The 18,170-nt window shown below is 57.8% G+C and carries 17 protein-coding genes; 7 read left to right on the top strand and 10 right to left on the bottom strand.

Annotated elements, in window-relative coordinates:
• Positions 1 to 77: 77 nt before the first annotated feature.
• The 4 genes from LPB405_RS02710 to rfbA form a co-directional block, all read right to left on the bottom strand.
• Positions 78 to 386 carry a PqqD family protein gene (locus LPB405_RS02710; protein ID WP_005506945.1) on the bottom strand — a complete coding sequence of 103 codons (309 nt, stop codon included), beginning with the start codon at positions 384 to 386 and terminating at the stop codon, positions 78 to 80.
• Complete coding sequence (locus LPB405_RS02705; RefSeq protein WP_257604964.1) at positions 383 to 1,258, bottom strand: nucleotidyltransferase family protein; 876 nt, start codon at positions 1,256 to 1,258, stop codon at positions 383 to 385. The genes LPB405_RS02710 and LPB405_RS02705 overlap by 4 nt, the downstream gene beginning before the upstream one ends.
• Before the next feature lie 90 nt (positions 1,259 to 1,348).
• A complete protein-coding gene (locus tag LPB405_RS02700) occupies positions 1,349 to 2,833 on the bottom strand; it encodes a polysaccharide biosynthesis tyrosine autokinase (RefSeq protein WP_219101823.1) in 1,485 nt (494 codons plus the stop codon).
• A 108-nt stretch (positions 2,834 to 2,941) separates the two neighbouring features.
• Complete coding sequence (rfbA, locus tag LPB405_RS02695; RefSeq protein ID WP_219101822.1) at positions 2,942 to 3,802, bottom strand: glucose-1-phosphate thymidylyltransferase RfbA; 861 nt, start codon at positions 3,800 to 3,802, stop codon at positions 2,942 to 2,944.
• Between the two features lie 74 nt (positions 3,803 to 3,876).
• On the opposite strand from rfbA, the gene rfbB reads away from it, so the two are divergent.
• From rfbB to LPB405_RS02660, 7 genes are all read left to right on the top strand, one after another.
• A complete protein-coding gene (gene rfbB / locus LPB405_RS02690; protein WP_044142793.1) occupies positions 3,877 to 4,875 on the top strand; it encodes a dTDP-glucose 4,6-dehydratase in 999 nt (332 codons plus the stop codon).
• A complete protein-coding gene (locus LPB405_RS02685) occupies positions 4,875 to 6,299 on the top strand; it encodes a sugar nucleotide-binding protein (RefSeq protein WP_049350006.1) in 1,425 nt (474 codons plus the stop codon). Before rfbB ends, LPB405_RS02685 begins: the two co-directional genes overlap by 1 nt.
• 244 nt (positions 6,300 to 6,543) lie before the next feature.
• Positions 6,544 to 7,203, top strand: a complete 660-nt coding sequence (locus LPB405_RS02680) for a 50S ribosomal protein L25/general stress protein Ctc (RefSeq protein WP_012904012.1) — start codon at positions 6,544 to 6,546, stop codon at positions 7,201 to 7,203.
• 146 nt (positions 7,204 to 7,349) lie between these two features.
• Entirely contained in the window at positions 7,350 to 7,937 is a 588-nt protein-coding gene (gene pth, locus LPB405_RS02675; protein WP_012904011.1) for an aminoacyl-tRNA hydrolase, read from the top strand.
• Between the two features lie 204 nt (positions 7,938 to 8,141).
• Entirely contained in the window at positions 8,142 to 9,440 is a 1,299-nt protein-coding gene (locus LPB405_RS02670; protein WP_219101821.1) for a cysteine desulfurase, read from the top strand.
• Positions 9,441 to 9,506: 66 nt separating this feature from the next.
• Positions 9,507 to 9,977 (top strand): Fe-S cluster assembly sulfur transfer protein SufU, encoded by a 471-nt coding sequence (sufU, locus tag LPB405_RS02665; RefSeq protein ID WP_005506960.1) that lies wholly within the window; start codon positions 9,507 to 9,509, stop codon positions 9,975 to 9,977.
• 526 nt (positions 9,978 to 10,503) lie between these two features.
• A complete protein-coding gene (locus tag LPB405_RS02660; RefSeq protein WP_012904009.1) occupies positions 10,504 to 11,001 on the top strand; it encodes an adenylyltransferase/cytidyltransferase family protein in 498 nt (165 codons plus the stop codon).
• 145 nt (positions 11,002 to 11,146) lie between these two features.
• Here LPB405_RS02660 and LPB405_RS02655 read toward each other — a convergent pair whose 3' ends face one another.
• The 6 genes from LPB405_RS02655 to LPB405_RS02630 form a co-directional block, all read right to left on the bottom strand.
• Positions 11,147 to 11,644 (bottom strand): DUF2505 domain-containing protein, encoded by a 498-nt coding sequence (locus LPB405_RS02655; protein ID WP_012904008.1) that lies wholly within the window; start codon positions 11,642 to 11,644, stop codon positions 11,147 to 11,149.
• A gap of 249 nt (positions 11,645 to 11,893) precedes the next feature.
• Positions 11,894 to 12,604, bottom strand: coding sequence for a glycosyltransferase (locus LPB405_RS02650; RefSeq protein ID WP_012904007.1), 711 nt, complete (start codon positions 12,602 to 12,604; stop codon positions 11,894 to 11,896).
• A 277-nt stretch (positions 12,605 to 12,881) separates the two neighbouring features.
• Positions 12,882 to 13,364 carry a PssD/Cps14F family polysaccharide biosynthesis glycosyltransferase gene (gene pssD / locus LPB405_RS02645; RefSeq protein ID WP_012904005.1) on the bottom strand — a complete coding sequence of 161 codons (483 nt, stop codon included), beginning with the start codon at positions 13,362 to 13,364 and terminating at the stop codon, positions 12,882 to 12,884.
• A gap of 186 nt (positions 13,365 to 13,550) precedes the next feature.
• Complete coding sequence (locus LPB405_RS02640) at positions 13,551 to 14,783, bottom strand: Wzz/FepE/Etk N-terminal domain-containing protein (RefSeq protein ID WP_049341605.1); 1,233 nt, start codon at positions 14,781 to 14,783, stop codon at positions 13,551 to 13,553.
• Between the two features lie 67 nt (positions 14,784 to 14,850).
• Positions 14,851 to 16,857, bottom strand: coding sequence for a lipopolysaccharide biosynthesis protein (locus tag LPB405_RS02635; RefSeq protein ID WP_070542643.1), 2,007 nt, complete (start codon positions 16,855 to 16,857; stop codon positions 14,851 to 14,853).
• Positions 16,854 to 18,143 carry an O-antigen ligase family protein gene (locus tag LPB405_RS02630; protein ID WP_257604963.1) on the bottom strand — a complete coding sequence of 430 codons (1,290 nt, stop codon included), beginning with the start codon at positions 18,141 to 18,143 and terminating at the stop codon, positions 16,854 to 16,856. Before LPB405_RS02630 ends, LPB405_RS02635 begins: the two co-directional genes overlap by 4 nt.
• Positions 18,144 to 18,170: the final 27 nt, after the last annotated feature.

The following is an 18,170-nucleotide window of genomic DNA, read 5'->3' as shown; positions in this document are numbered from 1 at the left end:
AGACGGCTCATAGAAGAAGGCGGGGCGGTAGAACTATAGTTTCTACCGCCCCGCCTTCTTTGTGTCTTCTGAGAGCCTTAGCGGGCTTCTAGGAGCCCCTTGGAGAGCAGCTCGGGAATAAAACCCTCAATCTGCGGCCCCATGGTCTCTATGGGCTGTTCATACATTTCGCAGAGTACGTCGATAGCGTCCTGTAGAGACATTGGGTCTTCAAAAATACTCCAAATAATGGAGGCTGAATCCTGAAGAACAGACAGCTCACCGTTGGCAAGATTCGCGAGATAAGTTGCCGTGGGGGAGTACTTAGCAAACTCTTCAGAATGAACGTACGCGATGTTCTCGGGGATACCGTAGACGGTCTGACGGGAATCTACCGGATTGCTCATTTTGTCACCTTGATTCCGAAGCGTTCAAAGAACTTGGCACGCACCTCGGCACGCGTGGGGGTACGGCCAAGCTGCATGGCCAGGTGGTCCTTATTGACGAAGAAGATATTCTTCAGGGTGCGTAGCTTATCGCGCAGGGTGGTTGCCGACCGAAGCCGACCAATCCACTGAACGTAGTGGGGGACATCCTGCGAAACGGAAAGCCACAGCAGATAGTCGCGATCGCCTCGGTACTGCTCAAGCCCGCCCATGGCCGCGCTGTAGGCCAGGTTTGAATCGAGCTCGTTGGCACGTTCCTTAAGCCGCTGCCAGTCTGCGTAGGACATGCGGTTCACCAGATAGTTGATATCCGCGCTGTAACGGGACGCAGCGCGGGCACGGTGTAGCACCACAATAAGGCGCGCATCCAGGTCTGAGGGGACCGTACAGGGCCGGTGAGCGATGAATCGGGTACGGTGGGCTGCCCACACACGGTCAAAGGTCTTCTCGTAGTCACCGTGGCGGCCGAGGCCGGGGAAGAATCGATGAATATCGGTCAGGCCCCATGAAGCGTGGTAGAGCGTCATCGCGTGCTCGAACACGGAGCCCGTCTCAAAGTGGGCCTGGATACGCCAGCCATCCGCCAGGAGAATCTGCACAAAGCGGTCCACCTGCGATGGACGGACCAACAGGTCAGCGTCGGAGCTGTACCTACCCTTGCGGTAAATTTCCTGCGAGAACGCATAGCCCTTGATATGCAGAACGTCGATGGAATGCTTATCGGCTATGTGCTGGAAGTAGGCGTGCGCAAGCCGAATCCGTGCCGCGAGCGGAGTGGTGAGCGGCTCCGGGGTATTGGTGGAGTGAGTGGTCACAATAACCTTTCGGTGCACCGGTCTATACCAAATAAGTATACGGCGGGAGGGACAGAAACACTGCCCTTCCCGCCGTATGTTGCTCCCCGTGGGGAGAGGCTCGAAAGGTTATGCCTTGGGGGCCGAGGACTTCGACTTCGAGGACTTCTTATCGCCGTCCTTACCGTAGCCGTAGTAGGTTGCGTAGCCCACGTAGGTGCTTGCGTAACCGAAGCCGTAGTAGGAGTTACCCAGGCCCTTACGGGGTGCACGGTTCAGAACAAGACCGAAGAGGTTTGCGTTGACCTTCTTCAGGATGCTGGAAGCCTCGGTCATCTGCTCGCGGTGGCTACGGCCAATCGAACCGACCAGAATCACGCCGTCCACAGAGTTGGAAAGCAGTGATGCATCGGTCACGGGCAGCAGCGGCGGAACGTCGACCACCACGATGAACTCTTCGGAGAGTTCCTTGATGAGCTGGCGCATCTTATCCGAGCCCAGAAGTTCAGAGGGGTTCGGGGGGATGCGGCCCGCGGGAAGCACGAAAAGGTTCGAATCGCCCAGCTGGTGCACGGCGTTTGCAATCTCCACCTGACCGGCCAGAACCTGGGTCAGACCGACCTTGGCGTCGAGCTTCAGCTTCTTAGCCACAGTCGGGCGGCGGAGGTCGGCGTCAATGAGGATGACGGGCGAACCAGCGTCGGCCAGGGAGCGAGCCAGCGAGAGCGACACGGTCGACTTACCTTCACCGGGCACAGCGGAGGTGACGATGAAGGAGCGCGGGGGAGTATCAACATTCACGAAGCGCAGGTTGGTACGCAGCTGACGAATCGATTCCTGAGCGATGTGGTCGTCGGTGTCACCGTTCACGATGTTCTCTTCGTTCAGGTCCTCACTGACGGGCAGCACACCCAGGATGCTTGCGCCGGTTGCCTTGGTGGCGTCGTCACGGGTGCGGATGCGCTGATCCAGTGCGCGGCGCAGGAAGATGGCGGCGTACACCACGACCAGGCCGACAACGGCACCAACCAGAGTGTTCTGCTGGTAGTTCGGGGAAACCAACGGCGGGTTGACGCTTGCGTTATTCAACGGAATCACGCGGACGGTATTGCTGTTTGCAGGGGGGGTTGCCGCAGCGTTGCTATCGCCGTTAACCAGGGCCTGAGCGTTACCGGGGTTCTGCTCAATTTCCTTGATGTAGTCAGCGGTAGCCTGCAGAGCGCTGTTGGCGAGCAGCTGTGCGTTCTTCGGGGAAGAAGCCTGGGCACTCACGGTAATCAGCGCAGCATTGTCACCTGCAGTTGCGGTGAGGCTTGCACGAATCTGACCGGTAGTCAGGGAGAGCTCAGGGTTGTTCTGCTTAATCTTCTGTGCCACAGCCTCAGAGGAGACGATCGCTGCGTAGGAACGTGCGCGTTCCTTAGCCGCGGAGGAGCCAGAGAGAACATCCACCGTACCGGACTCGCCCACGGTCACGTAGCCCGAGGACGAGGCGGCGTACACCTTCGGCTGCAGGGATGCATAGCCGAAGCCCGCCGCGGCACCAACGATGATGCCAATAATCAGCAACCAGAGGTTAGCCCTCGTGGTGCGGAAGAATTCCAAAATGGTCATAGTAGTGAGAATACTCCAGAAAGTTTGAGTTAGTGTGTGCCCGTGACGTGGAGTGCTGCCGCGGGCGGTGAAGGGATACGGTATATCCCCTGGGTTGCGGTGTGAGGCTTAGCGGAGCAGGCCGAGCAGATAGCTACCGTAACCACTCTTGGTAAGCGGGGTAGCAATCTCGCGGAGCTGCTCGTCGGAAAGCCAACCGTGACGCCACGCAATTTCCTCCGGGCAACCAACTGACAGGCCCTGACGGCTCTGAACAGTGCGGATGAAGTTAGTGGCATCAGCGAGTGAATCAAAGGTTCCGGTATCGAGCCACGCGGTACCGCGAGGCAGAACCTCAACCTTCAGTTTACCCTGTTCCAGGTAGACGCGGTTGAGGTCAGTGATTTCCAACTCACCGCGCGGAGAAGGCTTAATCTGACGTGCATACTCTACAACCTTGGAGTCGTAGAAGTACAGACCCGGAATAGCGTAGTCGCTCTTGGGGTTCTCGGGCTTCTCTTCGATGGACAGTGCGTTGAAGTTCTCGTCGAACTCCACCACGCCGTAGGCGCGAGGATCAGCAACCCGGTAAGCGAAGACGGTTGCGCCGTCCTTCTGCTCGTAGGTGGCAAGCTGAGTACCCAGGCCGGGACCGTAGAAGATATTGTCACCGAGCACGAGCGCTACAGGGTCATTGCCAATAAAGTCGGCACCCAGAATAAATGCCTGTGCCAGGCCGTCCGGGGAAGGCTGCACCTTGTATTCGAGATTAATACCGAAACGGGAACCGTCACCGAGCAGTCGCTGGAACTGCTCCTGGTCGGCAGGAGTGGTAATAATCAAAATATCGCGGATACCCGCCAGCATGAGAGTGGACAGCGGGTAGTAAATCATCGGCTTGTCATAGACCGGAGTGAGCTGCTTGCTAATGCCCTGAGTGATAGGGTGCAAACGGCTTCCGGTACCGCCGGCAAGAATAATTCCCTTCATAACTTCTTATTGTGTCATGTTTATCTCTTTGTTGAGGCATAAAAATCACTGTTTAGCCAGGTAAAATCTACCGTATGGCTCACATTCTTGTTACCGGCGGCGCCGGTTTTATTGGTTCGAACTTTGTTCACCACCTCATCGATAACACTGATCACACTATTACTGTGCTGGATAAGATGACCTATGCCGCAAATGCTGCGTCTTTGGAGGGTCTTCCCGAATCCCGCTTCAAGCTCGTCGTAGGCGACATTGCCGACCGCGAGCTGGCTGACGAGCTGGTCGGCAAGGCAGACGCTGTCGTTCACTACGCAGCGGAATCGCACAACGACAACTCCCTGTCCAACCCCGAACCGTTCATTCACACTAACCTCATCGGTACTTTCAGCCTTCTGGAAGCAGTCCGTAAGCACGGCACTCGCTACCACCACATCTCCACCGACGAGGTCTTCGGTGACCTCGAGCTGGACGATCCGGCAAAGTTTACCGAAACCACCCCCTACAACCCCTCTTCCCCTTACTCCTCCACTAAGGCAGGCTCCGATCTGCTCGTGCGCGCATGGGTCCGCTCTTTCGGTATTGAAGCAACCATCTCTAACTGCTCCAACAACTACGGCCCCTACCAGCACATCGAGAAGTTCATCCCCCGCCAGATCACTAACATCCTCTCGGGCCTGACCCCGAAGCTGTATGGCGAGGGCCTGAACGTTCGTGACTGGATTCACGCATCCGACCACTCTTCTGCTGTGCTGCGCATCCTGGAGCAGGGCAAGATTGGCGAAACTTACCTCATCGGTGCAGACGGCGAAGAGAACAACATCACCGTTCTGCGCACCATCCTGCGCCTGATGGGCAAGGATGAGAACGACTTCGAGCACGTGGTTGACCGTCCCGGTCACGACCTGCGCTACGCAATCGACGGTAGCCGCCTGCGTGCAGAGCTCGGCTGGGAGCCGAAGTTCACCGACTTCGAGTCCGGTCTTGCCGACACCATTAAGTGGTACACCGACAACCGCGGCTGGTGGGAGCCCCTGAAGGCTGAGGTTGAGGCTAAGTACGCAAAGGCTGGCCAGTAATGACCAAGGAATTGAAGGTTACTGAAACCGAGATTCCGGGTCTGCTCATTATTGACCTGCCGGTTCACGGCGATAACCGCGGCTGGTTCAAGGAAAACTGGCAGCGCGAGAAGATGCTCGCCGCCGGTCTGCCCGACTTCAACCCCGTCCAGAACAACATCTCGTTCAACGCTTCGGTAGGTACCACTCGCGGTATCCACGCCGAGCCGTGGGATAAGTACGTTTCTGTTGCGACCGGCCGTATCTTTGGTGCGTGGGTTGACCTGCGTGCGGGCGAGTCCTTCGGCAAGGTCGTCACTGTGGAGCTGGGCCCGGACACCGCAATCTTCGTGCCCCGCGGCGTGGGTAACTCCTTCCAGACCCTGGAAGAGAACACCGCCTACACCTACCTGGTGAACGACCACTGGTCGGCGGACGCAGTATCCGGCTACAGCTTCCTGAACCTTGCCGATGAGACCGTCGCAATCGACTGGCCCATCGACCTGGCGAAGGCAGAGCTCTCCGAGAAGGACCGTAACCACCCGCGTCTGAACGAGATCAAGCCCCTGGAAGCCGACCCGATCCTGATCATTGGCGCGGGCGGTCAGCTCGGCACCGAGCTGGTTCGCCAGCTCACCGAGCAGAACGTACCCTTCCTGGCTGTGGATCGCGACCGCCTCGACCTGGGCAAGCCCGAGCAGTGGCGCGACGCATTCCGTTGGCGTTCCTTCCGCGCGGTCATCAACGCTGCAGCGTACACCGCAGTGGATCAGGCTGAAACCCCCGAGGGTCGCTGCGACGCCTGGGCAGCTAATGCCCTAGGCGTGAGCGCTCTTGCCTCCATCTGTGAAGAAGCTAACCTGCCGCTGGTTCACGTATCCACCGACTACGTCTTTGACGGCTCCTTGCCCCTGGGCGAGGAATACCCGGAGGATTACCCCCTGGCACCGCTGAGCGTCTACGGCGCGTCCAAGGCTGCCGGTGAGGTTGCCGCTGCCGCATGGCGTAAGCACTACACCCTGCGCACCAGCTGGGTTGTTGGCGCCGGCAAGAACTTCGTTGGCACCATGGCATCCCTGGCTGAGCGCGGTATCGACCCGTCCGTGGTCGCCGACCAGTGGGGCCGCCCGACCTTCACCCAGGACCTGGCAGCTGCTGCTCTGCACCTGCTCTTCTCCGGCGCTGAATACGGCACCTACAACGTGTCGAACACCGGTGAAGTCATCAACTGGGCACAGTTCGCTCGTGCGGTGTACGAGGGCACCGGCCACGACCCGGCACGAGTCAGCGACACCACCACCGAGGAATACTTCGCCAACGCTGAGCTCTTCGCTCACCGTCCGACGAACTCGGCAATGGACCTGTCCAAGCTGATTGCTGCAGGCTTCACCCCGCGCGATCACCGCGAGGCGCTTGCCGCCTACTTGGCAGAAATGGGCTCCTAATCCTCTAAGGAATTGGCTCTATATCTGCTGACAACAGCATAAAAGGCGTGAAAAGCGCCATATCACAGGTTCCCGGCCCTTGAAGAAGAGCCGGGAACCTGTACAATATTGTCTTGGCCAAGGCGGTGGAATACACGAAACGTGTAGGTCCGTAACTGACGGTGGCTGGTTGGAAAGAGATTTCTGGCGCCAGTCCCTATTCCACTTGGCGCATAACTTCTAACCAAGAAAGGGTGGACAACTCATGTCAGATACCATCAAAATTTCAGCTACCGTACGTAGCGACTTCGGCAAGGGCTACGCGCGCCGCATCCGCATGGCAGGCGACATCCCCGCCGTCATCTACGGCCACGGCGAAGAGCCCAAGCACGTAGTACTCCCCGGCCACGCAACCACCCTGGCTGCCCGCGTCCCCAATGCTATCCTCGACCTCGACATCGAAGGTGAATCACACCTCGCAATGATCAAGGACATCCAGCGTCACGCAATCCGCCCTGAACTGCAGCACATCGACCTGCTGACCGTTAAGCGCGGCGAGCGCGTTGAGATTGAGGTTCCTGTACACGTTGAAGGCGAGCCTGCTGTTGGCGCCGTTGCTAACCAGGAAGAAACCGTTCTTCTGGTTGAAGCTGACGCACTGAAGGCACCCGAAGCTTTGACCGTGAGCATCGAAGGCCGCGAAGCTGGCGCTCACGTTCTGGCATCAGACGTTGAACTGCCCTCAGGCGTAACCCTGGTTGCAGACGCTGAACTGCTGATCGTTAACGTTTCTGAGCCCGAGGAACTCGACGTTCCCGAGCCCGGTGAAGAAGGCGAAAACGCACCCGAGGGTGACATCGTTGAAGCTTCCGAGGAATCAGATCAGGCTGGCGAAGCTCACGACTCAGATAACTCAAAGCACTAGACCGCGCCCTGCGCCTAGCGCAACAATGATTTGTGGATGGCCCGCCGCTACCTCTCTTCTGAGGTGGTAGCGGGCCATACTCATAGAATGGTGTAGTCCATGAATTTTCTAAAAACCTTTTACAGCGCCGTGGAAAGGGCGAAGATATGTCTGATGCGTGGCTCATTGTTGGTCTGGGGAACCCGGGCCCGGAGTACGAGAAAACCCGCCATAACATCGGCCAGATGGTGGTTGATGAACTGGCGCGTGAAGTAGGCGGTGGCTTCAAGAAGCACGGACGCGCGCGCGCCCAGGTGCTGGAAGGACGTTTGGGTATAGGCGGACCCAAGGTAGTGCTGGCCAAGCCCCTGACCTATATGAACACCTCGGGCGGCCCGGTATCGGCTCTAGCCCAGTTCTACGATATTAACCCCGACCGTATCATCGCGGTGCACGATGAACTGGATATCCCCTTCGACACCATTAAGCTCAAGATTGGTGGGGGAGAGGGCGGCCATAACGGTCTGCGCGATATCACCAAAGCGCTGGGCACCAAGGACTACTACCGTGTTCGCACCGGCATCGGTCGTCCTCCCGGACGCATGGACACCGCAGACTTCGTGCTCAAGCCCTTCAGTAGCACTGAAGCGAAGGACCTGCCCTTCCTCATCTCAAACGCAGCGGATGCAACCATGATGCTCGTAAAGGAAGGCCTGCTGGCAACCCAGCAGCGCTACCACGGCGCAGGTTCCTAGCCGTATGACCCGTGCCGGGTAAACACTGAACTGGGTCAACACTGAACTGGGGTAATGCATGATGCGGGCCGATGTGTGAACTAGGCTCTACCTAACTATGCAAGAGCCCGGTGAGGGAATAAGCTAGAAAAGAATGACGTTATACGCTCCACGACGGGAAAATACCCGACCCGTGGAGCGTATAAGCGAGAGAAGAAGGTACCCGTGGCTGAATACTCCACCCCCGCCAACACCCCGCTGAGCGACGAGATCGTACGCCAGCTTCGCCAGGACTTCCCGATCCTCAACACTGAGGTCAACGGGCATCCCTTGGTCTACCTGGATTCGGGGGCGACCAGTCAGAAACCGCTTCAGGTGCTCGACGCTGAACGTAACTTCTACCTGCACGCTAACTCTGCTGTACACCGTGGCGCACACACCCTCGCGGTTGAGGCAACCGACCTGTTCGAGGACGCGCGCATCACCGTTGCGAACTTCGTTGGCGCCACTGATGAAGAGCTCGTGTGGACCTCCAACGCAACCGAGGCGCTGAACCTGATTGCCTACTCCATTGGTAACGCCTCGCAGGGTATCGGCGGTCCCGCCGCCGAGCGTTTTGCGCTGGGTCCCGGCGATGAAATCGTCACCACCGAGATTGAGCACCACGCGAACCTCATCCCCTGGCAGATCCTTGCTCAGCGTACCGGCGCGATCCTGCGCCACATCCCCTCCACCGAGGACGGTCAGCTCGACTACGCTGCTGCCGAGGGCATCATCAACGAGAAGACCCGCATCGTGGCGTTTACCCACGTCTCGAACGTGACCGGCGCGATTACCGATGTGCCCCGCATGGTCGCCATGGCACGCAAGTACGGTGCGCTCGTTGTGCTGGACGCCTGCCAGTCCGTACCGCACATGCCCGTAGACTTCCACGCCCTGGACGTCGACTTTGCGGCGTTCTCCGGCCACAAGATGCTGGCACCCACCGGTATCGGTGCTCTCTACGGCCGTGCTGAACTGCTCGAAGCTCTGCCGCCCTTCCTGACCGGTGGCTCCATGATTACCCGCGTGGGTCTGCAGGATGCCGAGTACATGCCCGCCCCCATCAAGTTTGAGGCAGGTACCCAGCGCGTCTCGCAGGCAGTCGCCTTCGCCGCCGCCGTGCGTTACCTGCAGCACCTGGGCATGGAGAACGTTGAGGCATGGGAGCACGAACTGGGCGCTCGCCTGGTTGAGGGTGTTCAGAAGATTGAGGGCGTGCGCCTGCTCGGCCCCGCCGACCCCTCCAAGCGTGCCGGCCTGGTAGCCCTCGCCATTGAGGGTGTGCACCCGCACGACGTGGGCCAGCTGCTCGACACCCAGGGTATCGCTGTGCGCGTGGGCCACCACTGCGCCCAGCCGCTACACCGCTGCGCCGGTGTGACCGCCTCGACCCGTGCATCCACCTACATCTACAACACCACCGAAGATGTGGACGCTTTCCTGAAGGCACTTGCCGAGGTGCGCCCCTACTTCGGGTTCTAAACGTAGACGCGTTAGAAGCTAACGCCTCAATTTTTCAGACAGACCAACTGACGGAAGAAGAACACCGTGTCTCTTGAATCCCTGTACCAGGAAATCATTCTGGAGCATTCCAAGCAGCGTAGCGGCGAGCACCTCGTAGAGGTACCCGCCGGCCACGCAAGCGCCGATAACCACCAGTACAACCCCACCTGCGGTGACGAAATCAACCTGCGCGTGGTGCTCTCTGACGAGCTGAAGGATGGCGAGAAGACCATCGAGTCGATCTCTTGGGAAGGCGACGGTTGCTCCATTTCGATGGCTGCCGCTTCCGTGCTCTCTGAAATGGCTCCCGGCATGACCACCTCCGAGCTGCAGAGCCACGTGGATGCGTTCCGCGAGATGCTGCGTTCGCGCGGTAAGGTGACTCTGGACGAAGAGGAGTACGGCGATATGGCGGCTTTCTCCGGCGTTTCGAAGTTCATGGCGCGCGTGAAGTGCGCAATGCTCTCGTGGGTTGCTGTTGAAGAAGCCACTAAGGAAGCGGCAGCCAAGAACTAACTCTTCGCTGAGAATGTAGTGGAAACGGCGGGGGAGTAGCTAGTATTTGAACGCCAATCGAAAATACCGAATGGAACCATCGACAATATATTGCATTTATGTGTAATATTTTTTGATGAACTTTTAGCGGTAAGCACCGAACGAGACCCGAGCTGAGAATCTACCCCCTGCCCTTTCTTGATATAAGTTTTCTTTGATTTAAATCAATAGGATGAAAATATGAGGCGGATACTACACCGTATCCGCCTCATATTTATATCTTTTCCTTTTTCCTTCAAAAAGGTGACTGGTAAAATAAAAGGACGAAGGGCGCCCAACCAGCACCCTCGAGAAACTCTTTTCGGACCCGCACGTTCTAAGGCAACAGCGCGAAGAAATAGGGCAATATAAGAAAATATTTTCTCAATATTGCACATTCTTCGTTTCATCTCATGCTCTCACCCTAGACCGCGGATACGTTTCTCACCCTCCGGTACTTCAACCACACCGGAATAACCATCGCCGCTACCAACCACAAGGAAGCCCTATGATTATTGGCTACGCCGCAGGCGCCTACGACCTTTTCCACTACGGCCACCTCGAGATTCTCCGCAAGGCTAAGGAAAACTGCGACTACCTCATTGCCGGCGTCGTGCACGATGACGTTCTGGAAGTGACCAAGGGTCGTCGCCCCGTCATCCCCATCGAAGAGCGTGCCGCCATCGTCAGCCACATCGACTACGTGGACGAAGTGCACGTTGAAACCAACCCCGACAAGCTCGAAACCTGGAAGCAGAAGCCCTTCAACGTCTTCTTCAAGGGCGACGACTGGAAGGGCACCGAAAAGGGCAATGCCCTGGAAGCACGCTTCGCAGAGGTCGGCGTGGAAGTACACTACTTCCCCTACACCGAGCACACCTCCAGCACCAAGCTGCGCAAGGTCGTTGACCTACTCGAAGCAGAGCACGACCTGCGCGTAGAGATGCGCCGCTTTGCTGAGCTGCTTGGCGAACGCGAATACTCCGAGGCGACCGTCGCCTCCTAACGCTCCTACCCCTTCATAGGTGCGTTAGAGCTCATAAGACTCATAAAGACACAAAGAGGATCCCCGCCGTAAGTACTTACGGCGGGGATTCTCTGCATATTGGCGGTATATCAGCTACACCTCAAAGGTGAGCGTCTCATAAGCTTTAGCGCTGTGCCAGCCACTTCTCAGCGGAGGAGCCCAGAACCTTCAGCACGCGGCCAACCTGCGGCTCAGCAGCGGCTGCAATCTTCTTGCCCACCAGCGGGATGGAGCAGGAGACTTCACCGTTGACGTCCAGGCGGGTCTGCTCGCCCTCGGGGGTCAGCTTCTGAGTAGCCTGAGCGGACACGGGCACGCCGTTGACCTTGACCTCGGTAGAAACGGTGCGGGATCCGTCAGCAGCCGGTGCGCTTACGGTGTCCATCTGGGTCATAGCAACGCCGTTGCCGACGAACTTACGAGCGATGTCCGGCACGCGCTCAGCGGGTACGGTACGCTCGGTGGTTGCGGTGAACTCGGCGGAGGTGTCACCGGAAACGGAGAAGCTACCGAACTCCACGCCAACCTCGGAGCATACGAAGCGTGCGAAATCCTCGCTAGAGAACGCCTCGATAACCTGCTCAACGCTTGCGTTGATAACGGTCGATTCCTGAACTGCCATAATTGTTCCTTTCGTAGTGCGCGAAAACCCCGCGCATTATCCCTTCTAAGGATACGGTGCGCGGGGTTTCGCAACCAATGTAAAGACGCGAATCCACCTGAGAATATGCCGTGAACAAGGGAAAACATCCACAGCCTCTCACAGGGTGGTTGGAGGATTCGCATGCCGGTCTAAAAATGTGGGAAGCGCCCGGCCGGGCACCTCCCACACCGCATCACGAGGATGCTGAGCTTAGAAAGCAAGAAAACCTTAGGCGCTGGGAGCCATCGCGTCGATGCGAGCCATCTCAGCCTTACCCGCACGGTGCGCGCGAGCAGCCTGCTTCAGGCGGCCCCAGAAGGAATCCTTACGGTGGGTCTTGCCGGCGAGCAGGTCCTGCAGTTCCTCACCCAGCTGAGCTGCGGAAATCTCCGGGGTGGAGACGTAAGGCTCAGCGGTGCGGAACAGGGAGGGGTTCGCCAGGGCAAGATCGAGCTTAGCGAAGAGATCTTCGCGGCTCTCAACGACAACAGCGTGGCCGCGCTTCTCCATCAGAGCGGTGAAGGGGACCTGGTGGTTGTCAACGACCTCATTGAACTCTGCGCGGCGCGGAACAGCCAGGGGCAGAGCGCCGGTGCGGCGTGCATCCTGGATGGAGCCGGGGCCGCCCTGAACCAGTACTACGCGTGCGGTTGCGTAGTAGTCCAGCAGCTCGGAGGCGGGAAGAAGCTTAAGGTTGTCTGCGTGCTTAATGGGCGCAGTGTGGCCATGCTGCACGAGGCAGGTGACCTCGGGGTGAGCCTCAAGATAAGCCTCAACCCAACGCAAGAGACGATCAAAAGTGTGAACGTCGGTGCCGAGGGACACCACCAAATCGTACGTCTTAGTAGGAATACGAACGGGCGCGACGGCAGGGGTAAATACGGGCAGGTCGAACTTGGAAGTATCAACGCTGACGTGGGGGAAGTCCTGAATAGACATAGCCTATTCCTCTCTATGTATTTATCGGTAGTAACCCCGTATACCTGACGCAAAAATCCGGAGGGCATCATTGGTATACGCGGCGGCGTCGTGCCGGAGAAAATGGTGAGTAATCTCCGCATACGCTTCTCTGGCGAGTGGTTAGTTCGCTTGGATGGTGAGTCCACAGTGGAGCGCACGACTTATGCGTATCTGTATGTATTAATAAATACTATACCCTGAAAATAACGCCCTCAGCACACGCGAGGACGCTATTTTCAGGATAAATTCATCACTCTTAGAAAATGGGATGAATCACACGAGAATCAGGGAAATTCTCCTGCTGTTCCTCGCTCTGAACAATAATTCGATCAGCAAAGGTGTACAGCATCTTACCGGTCATCGTCGGCAGAGTCGGGCGGTCAAAACACTCAATATAAAGAGTCTTTACGCCAAAAAGTTTAGCCGCAACAAAGAAAGGAACAGCAACACCCGCACCCGCAGAAACAACCGCATCCGGACGTTCCTTCGGAAAAATACGAAATGCCAAGAACAGATTACGAATAGCGTTCTTAATATTTCGAGTGGTCGGGTAATAAGCCCAATAGGTCTTCTCATCAGCCAGAGAAGATTCCACATCGGGCTGTTTAAAGCTAACCCACACGCGGTCATAATTCTGCCACGCAGCAGAAGTAGCCGTCAGATGCTTCAAGTGCCCGCCACTGCTAGAAACCAGCAGAAGCTTCTTCTTCGGTGCCTGAGAGGAAATTGCCTCAGTCATAGTGTTCTCCTAAAGCCCCAATACAAGAGAAAAGTAAGAAGAGAAGATAAGGGTGAGCTGACGGGTTCGGCAACGCCTGCATCAACAGATTCGCCTCAGCAGGTGTCACCGCACCCTACGCTCAAGGACGAAGGACGAACCCGCACAGAAGCGAGGCATCCATCAACAGAACCCGATTACTCGCAATTACTCGCGGTCCAGGAACACAGCCAAAGCGTTCACGCCCTCAAGCTGATCCAGCTGAGCGAAGAGCTCACGAACCTGCTGCAGAGAAGTAGCCGCAGTCACCGGAACCAGAGCAACGCCGCCAGCCTGAACGAAACGCAGCTGAGTCGACAGGGGAGTAGCGGTGCTCAGGCTAATCACCAGAGGAGTCTCGCTCTTCTCAACCAGCGACTCGGGAGTGTGGCGGGTCAGCGCGTCACGGACCGAAGCGTAATCGGTGAAACGTGCGTACTCGGTGGGCAGAACACGCTGCAGCATCTGGTATAGGTGCTCAACACCGCGGTCAGTACCGGGCAGAATCACAATGCCGGAAGCGCCAGCGCTCTTCACGTCGCCGTCGGGAGCACCAATGGTGCGCAGCAGCATGAACGCGTCATTCGCCTCAGAAGTGGAACCCAGCTCGTGAACCGGGATACCAGCATCTTCCAGACGATCAGCGTAACCAACGTGACGCATAGTGCGGTCACGACCGTACGCCAGCACAGCACCAATCAGCAGACCGGCAACAGCACCAACAATACCCATCTTCACCGGGCCAAGAGCCGAGGAAGAAGAAGGAACCTGAGCCTCGCTCATCACGCGACCACCGGTGGTGGAAGTCAGCTGAATCTGAGCGCGACGGTCCTGCAACTGAGAGAGCAGACCCGCACGGTTGTTATCACCCTCGAGGGCCGAAATCTGCTCATCAATCTGGTGCAGAGCAGAATCAACGCTGCTCTTCAGCGACTCGGAACGAACCTGCAGGTATGCGTTCGCCATAGCGTTAGCGTAACGTGCAGCCTCCGTACCGTTGGGGCGGGTCACCTCAATATCCAGAACAGCAGTCTGGGAGGTGCCGGTCACCTTGACGGAGTTCATGAGGCGGCTGGTCAGCTGAGCCTCAGAGAGGGTATCGCCATTAGCAATCAGAGACTTTGCCGCGTTCTGTGCAACCTCGCGAGAGGATGCAACGCGAGACTCGGTCGCAATATCCACCTTCGCGGAGTTAGCGCTACCGGTACCGGCGGGATCAACCACCAGCGGGTAAACAACCAGCGAAGCCTTAGAAGTGTACTTGCTATTGGTCATGTAGCCGTAGACGGCACCCGCCACAGCGAAAACCACAACCGACAGCAGAATCAGCAGACGGTGTCGGAAAATGCGACGTACCTGGTTGCCAAGGGTAACCGAGGAGGTATGAGAGGTGTTATCCATGAGGACATCCTAGAGGAAGAGAAACGGACACTAAATATCGGAGAAAAACGTAGAGGAAGCTGAAGGCTTAAGACTTCGCGCGGCGGGCGGAAAGGAAACGCTCAATACCGAGAGCCTTACGGAAGCGGTACAGCACCGCGCCGTACACCGGCACCAGTAGCACCACGTACACGATGACGCCCAGCACGCTCTGACCCAAGAAAGCCAAAGACGCCAGAGCGCACACCGTCGGAACAGCCGCACCCAAGAAGAGTGAAGGAGCCATCTCACGGGCCGAAGCACGAATACCGACGAGGCGGAACACCTGGTAGCTCGCAAGGAAGGTATCAATCAGCAGAGCAGAAGCCCAAGCCGTCACCGCACCGTACAGGCCCCAGACCGGAACCAAGGTGAAGTTCAAAGTCACAGCCACCACCAGCGAGGAGAGCTTGTTCAACAGCTGCCAGCGACTCTTACCGCTCATCAGCAGAACAGACTGCACGCCACCGGCACTCATTGACAGCATCGCCGCCGGGCAGATCACCCAGAGAATACCGGCGCCAGCCTCAAAGCCCTTACCGAAGAAGCCCAAAAGAGTCGGACCAAAGAACGCCAGGGAGAGGTAGAACGGCCAAGACAACGCAGTCAGCACGCGAGTGGTCGAAAGGAAAATATCTCGAGCACGATCGAGCTGACGAGTAGCCAACGCTGCGCTGATCGACGGGCCGGTCACCACGCGGCCGGTGTGTTCAATCATGGTGCCCACACGAACACAACGGTTCACAGCACCATAGATACCACCGGCAGCGGCACCCAAGAACGCCGTCACCACCAGCACGTCAATCCACTCCAGGATGGTTTCCACAATGGTAGCGACACCGCGTGCAGAGCTGAAACCCCAGAACGAACGGAACGTCTCAGGCGGAGAATCCTCAGAAGAAAGAACCTCCACATGCTCCTCGGAAGGGAACGCCCGCTCCAAAAGCCACAGGGCAACCACCGCAGTAATCGCCACCGGGATGGTCCAGGCGTACACCAAATCCATGAGCTGACCCGAGAACAGAACAACCAAACCCACCGCCGCAAAACGCAGAGTGGGAAGCAGAACATTCTGCAGGAGCGTAAAGGTCACCACACGATGCAGGCCACGCAGAGCGCCGAAGAACACCGTCATCAGCGCCGCTATCAGCACGAAAGCCGAACTGACACGCATCGCCGCCTGATACTGGGGAGCCATCGGCACAATCTCGGTGTAGATGTACACACCCGCCACCAGAAGCACCGAAGTCACCAGCGAAGGAATCAGACCGTAACGGATCAGCTGCGGAAGCACACCGTAACGACCCAGCGCACGCTGAGCACTCATCGTACGAACCAAGCCCGTATCCGCGCCGAAAGTCACCAGCGAAATCGCAATCGCGAACAACGCCATCAGACGGAAAAACTCGCCCGAACCCTCAGCACCAATACCGTTCGACACCACCATCGTGGTCACGAACGCGATACCCGCGCCGTACATCACGCACAGAGAAGCAAGAGAGCCGCTCTTTGCCAGGCTGGGCTGCTTAGCCTTTCCGGGAGCTTTCTTAACCGGCACGCTCTTCGCGGATGCGCTATCTGCCTGAGCACCTGACGCGGAAGGCTTAGCCTTCTCATTCGGAGTCTTTTCTTCCTGCGCCTTTTCTACAGACTCAGCAGTAGCCGAGGCAACCCGCCGGGAACCGGACAGATGAGCACCCACTACAGCGGTAGCGTTTGCCGCTGAGGAACCAGCAGTCGAAGTACCTGACTCCGAAGAACCCGCCTCCAAAGAATCGGGCAGTAACTCTTCGGAAGCAAAGCCTCGAGCCGGAGGCACAATCGACAGCGCCGTGGTCGCAGGAAAACGACCGGAACGGATATCGTCCACCGTCGGAGCAAACTCATCGGTAGAAGACTCTGCCTGCGAGTCAGCCTGCTCCACTACAGGATCCACGTACTCGCCGCTCTCACGCAGGCGTGCACGGCGGCTAGGGTGACCGCCCGTCGAGTAGGCATCATCGAAAGCTGAAACCGCAGTGGTCTCTAAACCACGAGGGGACTGATTCTTCGTCATAGCCCCTCACCATCCCGAATGGAACGAATACACGCCATCGACGCGAGCATCAGAATGGTCATCTGAGCAATATCGAAGCTGTAGAAAATAAAGACGACGCAGCACGCGACCGGCACGCTATGCAGCCAGTACCCGGAGGTGGTCTTCACTCGTGCGCCGCCTGCTACAGTGCACACCATGAAGAGCGCGAACAGCGCCAGACCCACGAAGCCGAAGCAGAACATCAGAGTCCACAGGTACCCCTGGGTACCCATTGACACGCCAATGCTCGGTTCCATACGCGGAGTGCCGTAACCAATAATCGGGGACTCCAAGGTCGCCTTCCAGGTGGCGCGGTAGAGCGCCGCACGGCCACCGGTGGAGTCAGAGTAGTCCTGACGACCCAGAATGTTATCCACGGTGCCCGACGCAAAGAGCGCCACAACCACAGCCGTAATCGCCGCAACACCCGTACCCACAGCACGCCAATTAGCCGCAAGGAACTGACGCAACAGTACGTACGCTGCGCTGATACCTAGACCAATGAACATGCCGCGGTTACTGGTCGCAATCGCAGGCACAGTAGAAAGCGCCATACCAATCAGCAACGCAATACGCAGCCAGATGGAATGCAGGCGAAGCAAGCACGCCAGCATCACCGGGGTGAGCAGAGTGTACGCCAGACCCCAACTATTCGCGTAGGGGAACGGCGCGGAGGGGCGAATATACGCCTCGGGAGCACCCCAAGGACGCTGAACCTCAGCCAGGGGAGGAAGCATGTAGTCGCGCACCAGCGGGTTCTGCATAAAACCAGAAGGCATGATGAAGCTCATCGGAGTACGCAGGCGGAACTCGGGGAAGAGAACACCACCGTACCCCAGAACAATCAGGGTCACCCACAGAGTCGCCAGACCGCCCAGCAGCCTATTGATGCTAATAGAGGCTCGCGCGTTGTAGTAGTACAGGGCGTAAATGCCGGCACTGAGAATATTTACAAAGCGTAGACCCCAACCAATAATGTCGGTCGAACGGGTCAGCGCAAGCGCCGCAACAACAACCCACACGCAGAATGCGCCCCACACCCACAGAGAACCGGGCACGCGCACATTACCTCGAATAATGAGGTAAAAAAGCATGATCGCTGCCAGTACCAGCGGTGCAATCTGAAGCACGCCCAAAGCCCACAGCGCTGGGAAGCCGTACAGCAACGCCAGCAGAGGCCAAGCGGGGAGCTTCTTCTGCGCCGTAGATACCGGACGGTTGCGCGCGCGGGCACGCAGAATACTGCTGGGCGGAGTACTATCCAATCCAGCAGAATCCTTCAGCGCCACAGG

The organism is Rothia mucilaginosa, assembly GCF_019334805.1.
Classification (GTDB): Bacteria; Actinomycetota; Actinomycetes; order Actinomycetales; family Micrococcaceae; genus Rothia; species Rothia mucilaginosa_C.
The sequence above is the reverse complement of the archived record's forward strand: the minus strand, read 5'-3'. Positions and strand labels throughout refer to the sequence as shown.

Coding starts and splice junctions, on each gene's coding strand:
- LPB405_RS02710 (WP_005506945.1), bottom strand. CDS start 386: ATGAGCAATCCGGTAGATTCCCGTCAGACCGTCTACGGTATCCCCGAG.
- LPB405_RS02635 (WP_070542643.1), bottom strand. CDS start 16,857: ATGACGAAGAATCAGTCCCCTCGTGGTTTAGAGACCACTGCGGTTTCA.
- LPB405_RS02700 (WP_219101823.1), bottom strand. CDS start 2,833: ATGACCATTTTGGAATTCTTCCGCACCACGAGGGCTAACCTCTGGTTG.
- rfbB (WP_044142793.1), top strand. CDS start 3,877: ATGGCTCACATTCTTGTTACCGGCGGCGCCGGTTTTATTGGTTCGAAC.
- LPB405_RS02655 (WP_012904008.1), bottom strand. CDS start 11,644: ATGGCAGTTCAGGAATCGACCGTTATCAACGCAAGCGTTGAGCAGGTT.
- LPB405_RS02680 (WP_012904012.1), top strand. CDS start 6,544: ATGTCAGATACCATCAAAATTTCAGCTACCGTACGTAGCGACTTCGGC.
- LPB405_RS02650 (WP_012904007.1), bottom strand. CDS start 12,604: ATGTCTATTCAGGACTTCCCCCACGTCAGCGTTGATACTTCCAAGTTC.
- pssD (WP_012904005.1), bottom strand. CDS start 13,364: ATGACTGAGGCAATTTCCTCTCAGGCACCGAAGAAGAAGCTTCTGCTG.
- rfbA (WP_219101822.1), bottom strand. CDS start 3,802: ATGAAGGGAATTATTCTTGCCGGCGGTACCGGAAGCCGTTTGCACCCT.
- LPB405_RS02640 (WP_049341605.1), bottom strand. CDS start 14,783: ATGGATAACACCTCTCATACCTCCTCGGTTACCCTTGGCAACCAGGTA.
- pth (WP_012904011.1), top strand. CDS start 7,350: ATGTCTGATGCGTGGCTCATTGTTGGTCTGGGGAACCCGGGCCCGGAG.
- LPB405_RS02685 (WP_049350006.1), top strand. CDS start 4,875: ATGACCAAGGAATTGAAGGTTACTGAAACCGAGATTCCGGGTCTGCTC.
- LPB405_RS02660 (WP_012904009.1), top strand. CDS start 10,504: ATGATTATTGGCTACGCCGCAGGCGCCTACGACCTTTTCCACTACGGC.